Origin of the sequence: Rhodococcus sp. KRD197, from assembly GCF_017168235.1 — a bacterium.
GTDB lineage: Bacteria > Actinomycetota > Actinomycetes > Mycobacteriales > Mycobacteriaceae > Rhodococcoides.
This window is the reverse complement of the sequence record NZ_JABFAO010000011.1, coordinates 590600-605689: the sequence shown is the minus strand read 5'-3', so window position 1 is coordinate 605689 and position 15090 is coordinate 590600. Positions and strand designations below refer to the sequence as shown.

The following is a 15090-nucleotide window of genomic DNA, read 5'->3' as shown; positions in this document are numbered from 1 at the left end:
CGCGAATACAACCCCCAAACGCACACCGCCGCCACCGTTGGACGGTAGCGGCGGTCGGGAGGGAGGGGATCAGATGATCTGGCCCCACCCGTCGACGGACTCGGGCTTGCGCGGGGCCGGTCCGGTGTAGATCGCGGCCGGGCGGACGAGCTTGCCGAGTCGCTTCTGCTCGAGGATGTGCGCACACCATCCGGCGGTGCGGCCGCAGGTGAACATCGCGGGCATCATCCGGGTGGGAACCTCGGCGAAGTCGAGGATGACCGCGGCCCAGAATTCGACGTTGGTCTCGATGGCGCGATCGGGGCGACGCTCGCGCAGTTCGGCCAGCGCGGATTGCTCGAGCGCAGCGGCGACCTCGTAGCGAGGCGCATTCAGTCGCTTCGCCGTCGCACGCAGCACGCGGGCACGCGGGTCCTCGGCGCGGTAGACGCGGTGCCCGAAGCCCATGAGCTTTTCTTTGCGGTCGAGGATGCCCTTGACGAGTCCGCGGGGGTCATCGGTCTTCTCGACCTCTTCGATCATCGGAAGTACGCGTGCCGGTGCACCGCCGTGCAGTGGACCGGACATCGCGCCGATGGCCCCGGACAGCGACGCGGCGACGTCGGCGCCGGTGGAGGCGATGACGCGTGCGGTGAAGGTGGAGGCATTCATGCCGTGCTCGGCGGCGGAGACCCAGTACGCGTCGATGGCCTCGGTGTGCGCGGGGTCGGGGTCGCCCTTCCATCGCGTCATGAAGCGTGCGGTGACGGTCTCGCACTGATCGATTTTCTTCTGCGGCACCGCGGGCTGATAGATCCCGCGAGCGGACTGCGCGACGTAGGACAGCGCCATCACCGAGGCACGGGCGAGCTGATCGCGGGCCGTGGCGTCGTCGATGTCGAGCAGCGGCTGGTATCCCCAGATCGGAGCAAGCATCGCCAGACCGGCCTGAACGTCGACGCGGACGTCACCGGTGTGGATCGGGAGGGGGAACGGCTCGGCGGGCGGCAGCCCGGGGCCGAAGCGGCCGTCGACGAGCAGCGCCCACACATTGCCGAAGGTGACCTTCTTGGCGACGAGATCTTCGATGTCGACGCCGCGGTAGCGCAGTGCGCCGCCGTCCTTGTCGGGTTCGGCGATGTCGGTGGTGAAAGCTACGACGCCTTCGAGGCCGCTGACGAAATCTTCGGGTACCTGTTGACCAGCCATTGCGTGGGGACTCTCCTCGTAGCCGTGCTGCCCGACCCAGCCGTGATGCACGCGCGCGGGACCGTCCGGGCTTGTCCGACCAGAACTTTAGCCGGTCGTACTCGGGAGTAGCGTCTGGGTTCGTGCGGAACGAAAAACGACATCTCGCCGACATGCGCGTCGATTACGGAGAAGACGCCGATCTCGACGTCGACCGGCTCCGCGACGGCTGGCTGCCACTTGCCCAGGAGTGGCTCGCCGACGCCGTCGCCGCGCAGATTCCCGAACCGAACGCGCTGGTACTGGCGACGGTCGATGCCGACGGCCGTCCTGCGACACGAACCGTCCTGTGCAAGGAGCTCGGTGCGGAAGGCGTCGTCTTCTTCACCAACTACGGCTCCGACAAGGGCACGCATCTCTCGCGTACCCCGTACGCGTCGGTGACGTTCCCGTGGATCGGTATCGCGCATCAGCTGACGATTCGGGGTATCGCTGAGAAGGTCTCCGCGGAGACGACCGCGGAGTACTTCGCCACCCGGCCGCGCGGATCGCAGTTGGGGGCATGGGCGTCGAACCAATCACGTCCGATCGACTCCCGAGCGGACCTCGAAGCCGCCCTGGCCGATGTCACGGCTCGGTTCGCCGACCAGGTGGTGCCGGTGCCGCCGAACTGGGGTGGGTACGTCGTGCGACCGGAGACTGTCGAATTCTGGCAGGGCCGCAGCAATCGCCTGCACAACCGGATCCGTTTCACGGTGGCAACCTCGACGGTGACGCGTCTTCAGCCTTGACCGGTTTCTTGTCCCGGGGGTGGACAATGGCAGCCATGGCGGACGCACAGACCTATGAGTTGACGCACGGCAAGTATCGGGCCGACGTGGTGTCGACAGGCGCTGGCCTGCGCAAACTCGAGTACGACGGCTCGCCGTTGACCGAGACGTGGGAGGCGGGCACCAAGCCGCCACTTTCGGCTGGTCTCGTGCTGGCGCCGTGGCCGAACCGGGTCGCCGACGGGAAATTCACCTTCGACCGCGCCGAGTATCAGCTCGAGATCACCGAACCCGCCAAGAACAACGCCAGCCACGGATTCGTGCGGCGCGTGGACTGGACCCTGGTCGATCACGGGGCTTCCCGCGTCGAACAGTCGGTGGGTATCGGTGTCCATCAGGGCTGGCCGTTCGAGATAACGGTGAACGTGGTGCACGAGCTCACCGCCGGCGGACTCGTCGTGACCGCGTCCGCGACCAACACCGGCGACGTCGATGCGCCCTACGGAATGGGATTTCACTCCTTCGTCCGGGTCGGGGACGTTCCCCTGGACGAGTGCACGCTCGAATTTTCGGCGGGCACGCGCATGCCGATCGATCCGAAGCGCAGCCTGCCGATCCCGCCCTCGGTGGCCATCGCGGACTCCGACTTCGACTTCCGGGCGCCGAAGCTGCTCGAGGGCGTCTGGCTCGACACTCCCTTCAGTGCAGAGTTGCCCGACGAGACCGGCCGCGCTTACCACGTACTGCGTGGCCCGGACGGCACCGCGACTGCTCTGTGGACCGATCGCGAGTTCGACTGGGTCCAGATCTTCACTGCTGACCCGAAGAACGATCAGGCCTATCCCGATCGCGGCCGAGCGTTGGCGATCGAGCCGATGACGTGTCCGCCGGACGCATTCAATTCGGAGATCGATCTGTTGGTCCTCGGGCCGGGCAAGTCCTGGACCGGCACGTGGGGAATGGAGTACCGCGCAGCATGACGATTCTGGTGTGCGGCGAGGCCCTGGTGGATCTAGTGCCTGTGCACGACGGGCCGCTGCTCGCTCCGAAGCTCGGCGGCGGGCCGTTCAACGTCGCCGTATCGCTCGGGCGACTGGGGTCGTCGGTGGCGTTCCTGTCGCGAGTGTCAACCGACCCGTTCGGCGAGCAGATTCTCGCGAGTCTGCAGGATGCGGGCGTCGACACGTCGTGGATCCAACGCGGCAAGGAACCGACGACGCTGGCGATGACCACGCTCGCCGAGGACGGCAGCGCCCAATACTCGTTCTACGCCGACGGCACCGCGGATCGTCTCGTGCGTGATCCCGGGGCTCTGCCCGACGAGATCGACGTGCTGTCCTTCGGGACGTTGTCGTTGCTGTACGAGCCCGGTGTTTCGATGTATGCGGCGCTGCTTCACCGCGCCCACGCGGCGGGCAAGTTGACGATGGTCGATCCGAACATTCGTCCGGCGGCGATCGACAGCACCAGTGGCGACATCACCGCCGACGGATTCCGGCTTCGTTTCAGAACGTGGCTGCCGGCCGTCGACATTCTGAAGGTGTCGGAGGACGATTCTCACTGGCTGGGATTGGGTGAAGAAGGTACGACGGTCGACGACTGGCTCGAGCAAGGGGTGACGGCTGTCGTCATGACACGTGGCGGCGACGGTATCTCGGTCTTCACGGCCACCGGCGAGTACTCGGTCCCCGGTGTCCCCGTCGACGTCGTCGACACCATCGGTGCAGGTGACACCGTGCACGGCGCCCTGCTCAGTTTTCTCGTCAGAGAGAGCATTGTCACATCCGGCACGCTGGGTGAGATGGACAGGGAAGATTGGGAACGAGCATTGAGGTTCGCCGCACGGGCCGCAGCCGTCACGGTTTCGCGTCCGGGTGCAGACCCTCCGTGGGCGTCCGAGGCGCCGAGAGACTAGTTTCACTATCGAGATAAGAAATTGTCCGTTACATGAGTTCGAGAGGGACCATTCGTGCCCGCTGAGAATGACGCAAAAGCCACCCTCACCTACCCCGGTGGCGAACACATCATGTCCATTGCCAAGGCTACCGACGGCAACGACGGTATCGAGCTGGGGAAGTTGCTGGCCGAGACCGGCTACACGACTCTCGACGGTGGGTTCGTCAACACCGCGTCGACGAAGTCTGCGATCACCTACATCGACGGCGCCGAAGGCATCCTGCGCTACCGCGGGTACCCGATCGAACAACTTGCCGGTAAGTCCTCGTTCATCGAGGTCAGCTTTCTGCTGATCTACGGTGAGCTCCCCAGCGAGGACCAGCTCGACAGGTTCACCGACAAGATTCGTCGACACACGCTGCTGCACGAGGACCTCAAGCGGTTCTTCGACGGCTTTCCGCGCAACGCTCACCCGATGCCGGTGCTGTCCAGTGCAGTCAATGCGCTGTCTGCGTACTACCAGGATTCTCTGGACCCCAACGATCCCGAGCAGGTCGAGCTCTCGACCATCCGGCTCCTCGCGAAGCTGCCGACCATCGCGGCCTACGCGTACAAGAAGTCGGTCGGTCAGCCGTTCCTGTACCCGGACAACTCGAAGAGCCTCGTCGAGAACTTCCTGCGGATGACTTTCGGGTTCCCGGCGGAGCCGTACGAGATCGATCCCGAGATCGTCAAGGCCCTCGACATGCTGCTCATCCTGCATGCCGATCACGAGCAGAATTGTTCGACCTCGACGGTTCGGCTGGTCGGTTCGTCCAACGCCAACCTGTTCACGTCCATCTCCGGCGGTATCAACGCACTGTGGGGCCCGCTGCACGGCGGCGCCAACCAGGCCGTACTCGAGATGCTCGACCAGATCAAGGCCGACGGCGGTGATGCTTCCGCATTCCTGCGCCGGGTGAAGAACAAAGAAGACGGCGTCAAGCTCATGGGCTTCGGACACCGCGTCTACAAGAACTTCGATCCGCGCGCCACGCTCGTCAAGGAGACCGCGCACACCATCCTCGACAAGCTGGGCAAGGGTGACGAGCTCCTCGAGATCGCACTCAAGCTCGAGGAGACCGCGCTCACCGACGACTACTTCGTCGAGCGCAAGCTGTACCCGAACGTCGACTTCTACACCGGCCTGATCTACCGCGCGATGGGCTTCCCGCCGCGTATGTTCACGGTTCTTTTCGCCATGGGCCGTCTGCCGGGTTGGATTGCGCACTGGCGCGAGATGCACGAGGACGCCAGCGGCAAGATCGGCCGTCCCCGTCAGATCTACACCGGTTACACCGAGCGCGACTACAAGGACGTCAGCTCGCGCTGAGTACCTGTACGTGAAGCCGCCGGTCCCATTTGGGGCCGGCGGCTTTGTCGTCCCCACCCCTCCCGCCGAGATCGAGGTTGTGTACGCATTTCGGCGGTTTTCGGTACACAACCTCGATTTCGGCGGGGGGTCAGGGGAGTACGGCTCAGAACTGTCGGCGATTGCCCAGGACCGGCAGTGTCTTGCGAACCGACTCGACGAGCCCGGTGTCGATGTCGACCGTCAGCAGGCCCGGCGTCGCGTCGAGTTCGCCCAGAATCTCGCCGACGGGTGAGCTGACGATGCTGTGTCCGACGCCCCGCGGCGCGGCCCCCTCGGCGTCGGCAGGTTCGGCCTGATCGCAGGCGGCGACGAATGCGGTGCAGTCCAATGCGCGGGCGCGCGCCAACAGCGACCACTGCTCGACCTTGCCGGGACCGCTGCCCCAGGAGGCTGGGACGACGATCAGTTCGGCGCCGAGGTCGCCGAGCTTCTGGAACAACGCGGGGAAGCGGATGTCGTAGCAGGTCGCGAAGCCGATCGTGACCCCGCCGATGTCGATGGTCAGTGGCTCCGAACCCGGTGCGACGGTGTCGGATTCGGCGAATCCGAACGCGTCGAACAGGTGAATCTTGTCGTAGTGGGCGTCTGTGCCCGGCCCGGTGACGAGCAGGGTGTTGCTCACCCGTCCCTCGTCGGCGGGCGTGAACATTCCGGCGACGACGGTGATGCCGATACGTTGCGCGATCTCGCGAACCGCATCCGCCCAAGGGCCGTCGATGGGCTCGGCGACGCCGCGGATCGGTCCGCCGAAGCACCGCATCATCGCCTCCGGAAAGACGACCAGGGATGACCCGGCCTCCTTGGCTGCGTGCGCGTGACTGTCGATGATCTTCAGGTTGTCGGACGGCTCGGTGCCACTCGTGACCTGCGCGAGGCTGATGCGGAGGGTGGTGCCCATCTGATCCTCCTGGTTCGTTTCTTCGGCCATAGACTTTCAGCCTATGGCTTCGCTGACCGCCGGAGCATCCGTCAGCACCTCTAGCTGGGGAAAGCCGTCGTTATCTGCACCTGCTCCGAAAGTCTGACGGCCGCGCCGTAGGGTGGACGTCGTGACGAAGCCAATTATCGAGTTTCAAGCCGGCCCTCCGCCCACCGACCTAGTGGTGGTGGATCTGGTCGAAGGCGACGGCGCAGAAGCGGTTGCCGGCTGCAACGTCGAGGTCCATTACGTCGGCGTCGAGTTCGAGTCGGGCGAGGAATTCGACTCCTCGTGGAACCGCGGCGAGTCGATCAAGTTCCCCCTGCAGGGCCTGATTCAAGGGTGGCAGGACGGCATTCCCGGTATGAAGGTCGGTGGGCGTCGTCAGCTCACCATTCCGCCGGAGCTGGCATACGGACCTGCCGGTCACGGTCACCAGCTGTCGGGCAAGACGCTCGTGTTCGTGATCGACCTGCTCGACGTCAAGTAGCCGCTGCTGCCGACGCTTAGGGGGACTCGTGGACGGTCGACGTATCGGCTCGGTATCGCTCCGCTTGGACGCGGTGTATTGCGCGGCGACGGCAGTGCTGGTCGCGGGGTTCACTCCGCTGCTCGCCCCGATTCTCGAAGTAAGCCCCATCGCGTTGGTTGCCGTGGCGTCCGTGGTCGCGGCCTGGGCAGCGTTTCTGTGGTTCGGGTCGAGGCGGTTCGCTCTTCGGCCCATGCTGTGGACGGTGATGTCGGCCAACATTGTTGCGGCGGCCGCAATCGGTCTCGTCGCCTCAGTGCTGCCGGGCTTCGCGATGTCGTTGCTCGTCGCCGCGGTGGCCATCGAGGTCGCGGCCTTTGCCGGCAGTCAGGCAGTGTCGCTGGGAACCTCGTGATCGGCAAGTTCCAACACCAGCCGGGCCCCGCCGAGTGGACTGTCGGCGAAGTACGCCCGGCCGCCGTGTATTTCGGCCTGTTGCTCGACGAGGGCCAAACCGAGGCCTGAGCCGCCCTTCGTTGCGGACGCTCCGCGGTAGAACCGCTCGAACACCGACGTGCGCTCCGACGCCGGGATTCCGCTTCCGTTGTCATCGATGGTGATGCTGACGCAGGCGTCCTCGCGAGCAACGGTGATCCTCACCTGTGTGGCGCCGCCGTGTCGGACCGCGTTGATGATCGCGTTGTCGAGCGCGAGCCGCAGACCGGCCGGCAGTGCACGCATGTACTCGGTCGTGTCGGATTCGATCCGCACATCTAGTTCCGGGTTCTGCCGCATGGCGTCCTGCGCTGCGACATCGCAGATCTCCACGACGTCGACGTTCACGCGGTCGTTCTCGCTGGACAGTTCACCCGATGCGAGTCTTTCCAACGCAGAGAGGGTGGCTTCTACGCGCCCCTGGGTGCGTTGGAGGTCGTCGAGTATCTCCGAGCGTTGCGGCGGTTCGAGTTCGAGGGTGCGTAGGACCTCGATGTCTGTCCGCATGGCCGTCAACGGCGTCCGAAGCTCGTGTGCGGACACAGCCGCGAAGTCGCGGGCGGTGCCGAGTGCGTCGTTGGTGCGGGCCTGCGCGTCGTTGAGTCGCTGCAGCATGTCGGCGATGGCGATGGCCAACTCGTCGGCCTCGCGGACGCCTGTTCGGGTCTGGGGTGGTTGGGGCGGCCGCGCACTGACCTGTTCGGTCAGGGTCACCAGCGGTTTCACCGCGCGGCCACCGAACACCCAGCCGAGTCCGGTGGATGCGGCGATGGCAGCGAGGCCGCCGAGGATCACCCAGCGTTGCTGGTCGTCGGTGACGCGCTGGGCCTCGATCGCCGGCACACCGATGGAGATGACGATGTCGGTGGCAGAGACCGCACGCGAGGTGTAGACGCGGAACCGGTCGCCGTCGACGTCGACCGTCTGGGAGCCCTCATCGAGATCGGGCAGCTGCGTCGGCGTCGAGGCGACCACCAATCCGCCGGTTCTGATGGTGACGGCGAACGCGCCGGTGCTGGCGAGCTGGTCCAGGAACAGCTCGAGGCTGGCCGCACTCGGAATCAGCACTTGCGAGGCCGTCGTGAGGCGGTCGTCGAGATTGTTGACGTTGTTTCGGGAGATGGCGACGGAGGTGACCACTCCGAGCGTTGCGACGACGATGGTTGCGCCGAGTGCCGTCGCAGCTGCCACTCGGGCACGCAGCGAGAACCCACTCGATCTGTTCACGATGCTGCGCGCAGGACGAAGCCGACGCCGCGGACGGTGTGCAGCACGCGCGATTGACCGTCGACCTCGATCTTGCGTCGTAGATATCCGACGAAGACGTCGACGACGTTGGTATCGGCGACGAAGTCGTATCCCCACACGAGCTCGAGCAGTCTTTCGCGGGTGAGGACCACACCGGAGTTGCGGGCGAGCACGGCGAGGAGTTCGAACTCGCGTTTCGTCAGGTCGAGCTCTCGATCCTTCACATGAGCTCGGTATCCGGGAATGTCGACGCGGAGGTCGCCGATCACCACGGCCGAGTCGGCGTCCGGGGTTGCAGCCGGGGCTGCTGCGCGGCGGCGCAGCATCGCGCGGATGCGGGCGACCAGTTCGGCGAGGACGAATGGTTTGGTGAGGTAGTCGTCGGCGCCGGATTCGAGGCCCGAGATGCGGTCGTCCACCGAACTGCGCGCGCTCAGCACACAGATGGGGACGTCGTTGCCCATGGCGCGTAGCGCCTTGACGACGCTGGCCCCGTCGAGGACGGGCATGTTGATGTCGAGAACCACCACATCGGGTGCGCGCTGGCTGACCACGCTCAGCGCCTGGGCACCGTCCACGGCAGTGATGACGGTGAATCCGGACAGGCGCAGTCCACGCTGGAGGGAAGAGAGCACGTCCGCGTCGTCGTCGACGATGAGGACGGTGGCAGTGTCGGGCACACCCGCAATTATGCAGCCCAACTGTCGATGGCTATGGCTCGCTCCTCGGGCGTTTTGGCGAAGAACTCATCGAGTGCGGTGCGGCGGTCGCGATCGGCGTCGAGCGTCCACGCTACTGCGGGCGCGTTGGCGTAGAGCTTGGCGTAGAACGCGTCGAACGTGCAGGTGCTGTTCACCAGCGACGCCGCTCCGGGGAAGATCGGGGTTGCTGTGTTTGTCATGTTTCCCAAGGTAGAACCCAATTTTGGGCAGCGAGTGAGGCAAGTATGGGAGATCTATGAGATTCCTCCGGTAAGACTGGATGCATGACTGTTGTGTGGTTTCGACGTGACCTGCGAACAGGTGATCTCCCGACCCTGACCGCTGCCGCGGACGGCGCCGGTCCCGTTCTCGGATTGTTCGTGCTCGACGAGAAACTGCTGAAAACCTCGGGCGGGCCGCGACGCGATTTCCTGTATCGGAGCCTGCAGGCACTCGACGATCAGCTCGGTGGTCGACTTCTGGTGGTCAAGGGTGATCCGGAGGAGGTCGTTCCGAAAGTCGCTCAGGCGCTCGATACCGCCGAGGTGCATGTCAGTGCCGATTACGGGCCGTACGGACGTGATCGCGACGAACGCGTCGGCAAGCACGTCGACCTCGTCGCAACGGGGTCGCCGTTCGCCATCGCGCCTGGACGGGTGACCAAGAACGACGGTGATCCGTACAAGGTGTTCACCCCGTACTTCCGCCAGTGGATGGAGCATGGCTGGCGAGGGCCCGCCGCGACGTCGGCGGACACCGTGGAGTGGCTCGATCCATCGCAGGTCTCGGGGTTGCCGCGCCGTGCCGCGATCCCCGAGGAAAAGGACGGGTCGACGGTGGAGGCCGGGGAGACTGCAGCGTTGGCGAACTGGAAGGAGTTTCTCGAGCGTGTTTCGGCGTACGAGGATGAACGCAACCGTCCGGATCTCGACTCGACCAGCCGAATGTCGGTGTACCTCAAGTACGGGAACATTCACCCGCGCACGATGCTCGCGGACCTGGGTAAGCTCCGCGGCGAGGGGGCTGCGGGCTATCGAAAGCAGCTCGCCTGGCGAGATTTCTACGCGGACATATTGTTTCAGCGACCCGACAGTGCCAGGGAGAACTACGACAAGAAATTCGACAAGATCGAACTCGACACCAGCGAACACGCCTACGAGCTCTTCGACATCTGGAAAGAGGGCCGGACCGGATTCCCGATCGTGGACGCCGGAATGCGCCAGCTCGACTCCGAGAAGTGGATGCACAACCGTGTCCGCATGATCGTCGCGTCATTCCTCGTCAAGGATCTGCATCTGCCGTGGTGGTGGGGGGCGCGCTACTTCATGGCGCAACTCGTCGACGGTGACCTGGCGAACAATCAGCACGGCTGGCAGTGGACCGCCGGGACGGGTACCGACGCGTCCCCGTACTTTCGGGTGTTCAACCCCATCACGCAGGGCGAGAAGTTCGACCCCACCGGCGATTACGTGCGACGCTGGGTGCCGGAACTGCGCGGCGAGGAGGGAAAATCGGTGCACACCTTGAAGTTCGGTCGCCCCAAGGGCTATCCGGAGCCGATCGTGGACCACAAACACGAGCGGGAAGTGGCGATTGCGCGTTTCAAGTCCCTCTAGCGTTTGCGGGACAATCCGACGCCCACCAGGCAGATCATTCCGCCGACGACCGCCAGGTAGTGCGGGATCTCGCCGAGCAGAACCCAGCCGAGCAGGATGGTCAGCGGTGGGATGACATAGGTGGTGATGCCGAGCCGGCCGGCATCCATTCGCGTCAACGCGTAGGCCCAGGTGCTGAATGCGATCGCGGTCGGGACGAGTCCCAGATAGATCAGACCGCCGGTGGCGGCCGGTGACGCATCTCGAAGGTCGTCGATCAAACCCGGCGCGAACGGAAGCGTGCACACTGCGCCGATCGCGCAGGCCATCCACGTGACCTGCAGCCCCGGAATGGATCTGAGCACGGGCTTCTGACTGAGCACTCCGATGGCATAGGTGGCCGCAGCTACCAGGCATAGTGCGATACCGAGGAAGCCCGGATCGGTGCGAGTGGTGTCGGTGGTGGTGACGGCACTGACGACACCGACCATCACAGCCCCCGCGAAAGCTATGGCAGCGCCGATCAGCAACCAGCGTGGAAAGCCCTCACCGAGCAGAATTCCGGCGAAGACAGCGACGAGTATGGGGCCGATCTGGATGAGCATCGACGTCGTCCCCGCGTCGACGCGCTGTTCGGCGGCGTTGAGCGCGACGTTGTAGATCGCGAACCAGAACACCCCGACGCTGAAGATCTGAATCCACTGCGCACGGTTGGGTTTGACCCATCGGCCCCGCGAGAGCACGAGTGCGCCCAGGACGAGGCTGCCGATCAGCAGCCGGCCGAGCGCGAGCGGGCCCGCGCCGAACGACTCCCCGATGCCTCGGATGGCGACGAACGCCGATGCCCAGGACAACACCGTCACAGCGACGGCGCCGAGGGCGAGCCAATCCGTTTTCGGTTCGGTATCGAGGTCTGTCATGGGATACGACGCTACTGCGGGCTCGTGGTTGTGCGCGCGCGGATTTCGGACAACGTTGCGTGGATTACTGCCGTTACTGGTGTCGCAGCAGCTTCTCCAACGCATCGAGTACCGCCGGATCCTCGATGGTCGACGGCACGCCGTATTCCTCACCGGCGACGATCTGCCGCATCGTCTTGCGGAGAATCTTTCCGGATCGCGTCTTGGGCAACGCACCGACGATCGTGACGTCACGGAAGGTTGCGAGCGCGCCGATCTGATCGCGAACCATCGCGACGAGCTCGTCACGCAACTGATCCTCGGTGATGGTCTCTCCGGATTTGAGCACCACGTATCCGCTCGGACGCTGGCCCTTGAGATCGTCGTGAATTCCGATGACGGCGCATTCGGCGACGGCGGGGTGGCCCGCCACCACGGCCTCCATCGAACCTGTCGAAAGTCGATGTCCGGCAACGTTGATCACGTCGTCGCTGCGGCCGAGGACATAGACATAGCCGTCGGCGTCGATGTAGCCGGAATCGCCGGTCAGGTAGTAGCCGGGGAAGGTGTCGAGATAGGAACGCTGGTACCGGTTCTCGTCGTTCCACAATCCGACGAGTGTGCCCGGCGGCAACGGCAGTTCGATGACGATGTTGCCCTCGGCGCCGGCGTCCACCGCGTTGCCCGAAGCGTCGAGGATGGCGACGCGGAATCCGGGCACGGCCACCGTCGGCGAGCCTGATTTGATCGGAAGCGGTTCCAGGCCGCGCAGGTTGGCGCAGATCGCCCAGCCCGTTTCGGTTTGCCACCAGTGGTCGACGACGGGCCGGTCCAGGGTGCGTGAACTCCACTCGTACGTGTCGGGATCGAGGCGCTCACCGGCAACGAAGAGTGTTGCCAGAGTGCTGATGTCGTATTTCTCGAGTTCGGCGGCATGCGGGTCCACCTTGCGGATCGCCCGGAGCGCAGTGGGTGCGGTGAAGAGCGCGCGGACGCCGTGATCGGAGATGACGCGCCAGAACGCACCGGCGTCGGGAGTCCCCACGGGTTTGCCCTCGTACAGGACGGTTGTGGCGCCGGCGAACAGCGGGCCGTAGACGATGTAGGAGTGGCCCACCACCCAGCCGACGTCGGATGCCGTCCACATGACCTGACCGGCGCCGACGTCGTAGATGTTGCGCATGGACCACGTCAGTGCAACGGCGTGGCCTCCGTTGTCGCGCACCACGCCCTTGGGCTTTCCGGTGGTTCCGGAGGTGTACAGGATGTAGAGCGGATCGGTTGCCTGCACCGTGACCGGGTCGGCTGCGGTTGCGTCGGAGAACTGTTCGTCCCAATCGAGCCAGGAGTGTTCGCCTGCGATGCCCTCGCGTGACTTGACGATGACCTGCGGAGGCGTGCCAGTGGCCATGGCCAGCGCTTTCTCCACGATCGGCAGGTATTCGACGACCCTGCCCGGCTCGAAACCGCCACTTGCGGTGACGAGGAGTACGGGTTCGGCGTCGTCGATGCGGGCCGCGAGTTCCTTGGCCGCGAAGCCGCCGAACACGACCGAATGCACTGCGCCGATGCGCGCACAGGCGAGCATCGCGATGACCGCCTCCGGAATCATCGGCAGGTACAGCACCACGCGATCGCCGGTGGTGACGCCGTTCGCTGCGAGGACTCCGGCGAACCGCGCGACGTGGTCGAGGAGTTCGGAGTAGGTGTAGCTGCGCTGGACCCCGATCATCGCAGAGTCGTAGATCAACGCCGTTCGGTCGCCATGACCTGCGTCGACGTGGCGGTCGAGGGCGTTGACGCACGTGTTGAGTCGGCCGTCGGGGAACCACCGGCCCTCGCCGTAGGCAGTGGTGGGAGGGCTCTCCCAGTCGATGTCGCGGGCAGCGTCGAGCCAGAACCCTTCGCGGTCGGAGACGCTGCGGTCGAATGCGGTCCGGTATTCACCACTCATGGATGCAGCCTAGTGGCGAACCGTGCAGCCAGGTTCGGAACCAGGCCCGACTCACCCGAGGTTACGAACCCCCAGCCTGCGGTATCGCGACATACGCATCTCGAGGCGGCTGTCGGAGTCGGCTTGGGCGATGACTCGGAGTTCGCGTGCGATGGCGCCGGCAACGCGCAACGAGAACTCGACGGGCTCCTCGGCGGCGTCCGGGTGCTCGGGAACGATCGCGTCGACGATGCCGTCGCGAAGCAGATCCACCGACCGTATTCCCTGTGATTCCGCCATCTCTGCGGCGTGTGCGGTGTCTCGGTGCACGATTGCGCTCGCGCCCTCCGGCGGCAGCGGGGCCAGCCAGGCATTTTGAGCGCACAGCGTCCGGTCGGCCGGAAGCAACGCCAACGCCCCGCCGCCGGTGCCCTGGCCCAGCAGCACCGACACGGTCGGGGTGTCGACGGTGACGAGATCGCTGATGCAGCGGGCGATTTCCGGTGCCAACCCGCCCTCCTCCGCCTCCTTGGACAGTGCGGCCCCGAAGGTGTCGATGACGAGGACGAGTGGGATGCCGAGTTCCTCGGCCAGCTTCATCCCGCGGCGCGCTTCGCGTAGAGCTCCTGGGCTCATGGTGGCGGTGACGCTGTGACCGCTGCGGTCGTTGCCGAACACCACACACGAGATCCCACGAAAACGGCACAGCGACAGCAGGATAGTGGTGTCGGATTCACCCTGGCCGGTGCCGCTGAGCGGTACCTGCTCGGTGGCGGCGTGTTCGAGCAACTGCCGCACCCCTGGGCGGTCGGGGTTTCGCGATGACATGACCGAATGCCAGGCCGAGTGTTCCGGGATATCGGCGACGGCAGGTGCGGGCGCGAGTTCGTGCGGGAGGTCGGTGTCCCCGCTGACCACGCGGAGGGCCCGGACCAGCAGGTGCCGAAGGTTCGGGACGGGCACCACACCGTCGATGACACCGTGGTGGTAGAGATTCTCGGCAGTCTGGACGCCCTCGGGAAATGGCTTGTCGTACAGCGCCTGATAGACGCGTGGGCCGAGGAATCCGATGAGTGCAAAGGGCTCGGCGAATGTCACGTGCGCCAGCGATCCCCAGGATGCGAACACGCCACCCGTCGTGGGATTGCGCAGGTAAACCAGATATGGCAGACCGGCCTGTTTGTGCAGAGTGACCGCGCCGGCGATCTTCACCATCTGCACGAAGGCGAGTGTGCCTTCCTGCATCCGAGTTCCGCCGGAGGTGGGGGAGGCGATCAGCGGTAACTTCTCGGCGGTGGCCCGCTCGACGGCCGAGGCGATCCGTTCCGCGGCAGCCACTCCGATCGAGCCGGCGAGGAAGGAGAACTCGCATGCGATGACGGCCACGACCCGGCCGTCGATCAGGCCCTGCCCGGTGAGGACGGCCTCGTCGACGCCGCTCTTCTCCCGCGCCTTGGTCAGGTCTGCAGCGTACGAGGCGTTGGGCGCGACGTCGATCGGCGTGCTGTCCCAGGAGACGAACGATCCGCCGTCGAGAATCGCATCGAGGATCTCGGCGGCGGATGTCCGTGTGTTCATGGGGAG

The 15090-nt window shown here is 65.3% G+C and carries 15 protein-coding genes; 7 read left to right on the top strand and 8 right to left on the bottom strand.

The window, feature by feature from the left end; all coding sequences use genetic code 11:
• Window positions 1-69: 69 nt before the first annotated feature.
• Entirely contained in the window at window positions 70-1188 is a 1119-nt protein-coding gene (locus tag J1M86_RS18640; RefSeq protein WP_206510915.1) for a citrate synthase 2, read from the bottom strand.
• Window positions 1189-1310: 122 nt separating this feature from the next.
• Here J1M86_RS18640 and pdxH point away from each other — a divergent pair, with 122 nt between their 5' ends.
• Genes pdxH through J1M86_RS18620 form a run of 4 tightly spaced genes read left to right on the top strand, consistent with a single transcriptional unit; the run spans window position 1311 to window position 5205 of the window.
• Window positions 1311-1958 carry a pyridoxamine 5'-phosphate oxidase gene (pdxH, locus tag J1M86_RS18635; protein ID WP_294637363.1) on the top strand — a complete coding sequence of 216 codons (648 nt, stop codon included), beginning with the start codon at window positions 1311-1313 and terminating at the stop codon, window positions 1956-1958.
• Between the two features lie 26 nt (window positions 1959-1984).
• A complete protein-coding gene (locus J1M86_RS18630) occupies window positions 1985-2917 on the top strand; it encodes an aldose 1-epimerase family protein (protein WP_206510914.1) in 933 nt (310 codons plus the stop codon).
• The gene (locus J1M86_RS18625; protein WP_206510913.1) at window positions 2914-3852 is read left to right on the top strand and encodes a carbohydrate kinase; all 939 of its coding nucleotides are present in this window, start codon (window positions 2914-2916) and stop codon (window positions 3850-3852) included. The genes J1M86_RS18630 and J1M86_RS18625 overlap by 4 nt, the downstream gene beginning before the upstream one ends.
• A gap of 54 nt (window positions 3853-3906) precedes the next feature.
• Entirely contained in the window at window positions 3907-5205 is a 1299-nt protein-coding gene (locus J1M86_RS18620; RefSeq protein WP_206510912.1) for a citrate synthase, read from the top strand.
• Between the two features lie 145 nt (window positions 5206-5350).
• Here the strand turns inward: J1M86_RS18620 and J1M86_RS18615 are convergent, their stop codons facing one another.
• Complete coding sequence (locus tag J1M86_RS18615) at window positions 5351-6175, bottom strand: carbon-nitrogen hydrolase family protein (protein ID WP_230557394.1); 825 nt, start codon at window positions 6173-6175, stop codon at window positions 5351-5353.
• A 121-nt stretch (window positions 6176-6296) separates the two neighbouring features.
• Here J1M86_RS18615 and J1M86_RS18610 point away from each other — a divergent pair, with 121 nt between their 5' ends.
• Complete coding sequence (locus J1M86_RS18610; protein WP_075837390.1) at window positions 6297-6656, top strand: FKBP-type peptidyl-prolyl cis-trans isomerase; 360 nt, start codon at window positions 6297-6299, stop codon at window positions 6654-6656.
• 28 nt (window positions 6657-6684) lie between these two features.
• Window positions 6685-7050 (top strand): hypothetical protein, encoded by a 366-nt coding sequence (locus J1M86_RS18605; RefSeq protein ID WP_206510911.1) that lies wholly within the window; start codon window positions 6685-6687, stop codon window positions 7048-7050.
• Here the strand turns inward: J1M86_RS18605 and J1M86_RS18600 are convergent.
• Genes J1M86_RS18600 through J1M86_RS18590 form a run of 3 tightly spaced genes read right to left on the bottom strand, consistent with a single transcriptional unit; the run spans window position 7023 to window position 9279 of the window.
• The gene (locus tag J1M86_RS18600) at window positions 7023-8321 is read right to left on the bottom strand and encodes a sensor histidine kinase KdpD (protein WP_206511122.1); all 1299 of its coding nucleotides are present in this window, start codon (window positions 8319-8321) and stop codon (window positions 7023-7025) included. The genes J1M86_RS18605 and J1M86_RS18600 overlap by 28 nt on opposite strands.
• Window positions 8322-8353: 32 nt before the next feature.
• Window positions 8354-9058 carry a response regulator transcription factor gene (locus tag J1M86_RS18595; RefSeq protein WP_206510910.1) on the bottom strand — a complete coding sequence of 235 codons (705 nt, stop codon included), beginning with the start codon at window positions 9056-9058 and terminating at the stop codon, window positions 8354-8356.
• 8 nt (window positions 9059-9066) lie between these two features.
• On the bottom strand, window positions 9067-9279 hold the full coding sequence (locus J1M86_RS18590) for a hypothetical protein (RefSeq protein ID WP_206510909.1): 213 nt from the start codon (window positions 9277-9279) through the stop codon (window positions 9067-9069).
• A gap of 84 nt (window positions 9280-9363) precedes the next feature.
• On the opposite strand from J1M86_RS18590, the gene J1M86_RS18585 reads away from it, so the two are divergent.
• Complete coding sequence (locus tag J1M86_RS18585) at window positions 9364-10695, top strand: deoxyribodipyrimidine photo-lyase (RefSeq protein ID WP_206510908.1); 1332 nt, start codon at window positions 9364-9366, stop codon at window positions 10693-10695.
• On the opposite strand, the gene J1M86_RS18580 is transcribed toward J1M86_RS18585, so the two are convergent.
• The 3 genes from J1M86_RS18580 to J1M86_RS18570 form a co-directional block, all read right to left on the bottom strand.
• A complete protein-coding gene (locus J1M86_RS18580; RefSeq protein WP_075837339.1) occupies window positions 10692-11594 on the bottom strand; it encodes a DMT family transporter in 903 nt (300 codons plus the stop codon). The two genes, J1M86_RS18585 and J1M86_RS18580, sit on opposite strands and share 4 nt — an antisense overlap.
• A 73-nt stretch (window positions 11595-11667) precedes the next feature.
• Complete coding sequence (locus J1M86_RS18575) at window positions 11668-13527, bottom strand: propionyl-CoA synthetase (protein ID WP_075837338.1); 1860 nt, start codon at window positions 13525-13527, stop codon at window positions 11668-11670.
• A gap of 51 nt (window positions 13528-13578) precedes the next feature.
• Window positions 13579-15084 carry a carboxyl transferase domain-containing protein gene (locus tag J1M86_RS18570; protein WP_206510907.1) on the bottom strand — a complete coding sequence of 502 codons (1506 nt, stop codon included), beginning with the start codon at window positions 15082-15084 and terminating at the stop codon, window positions 13579-13581.
• Window positions 15085-15090 lie beyond the last annotated feature (6 nt).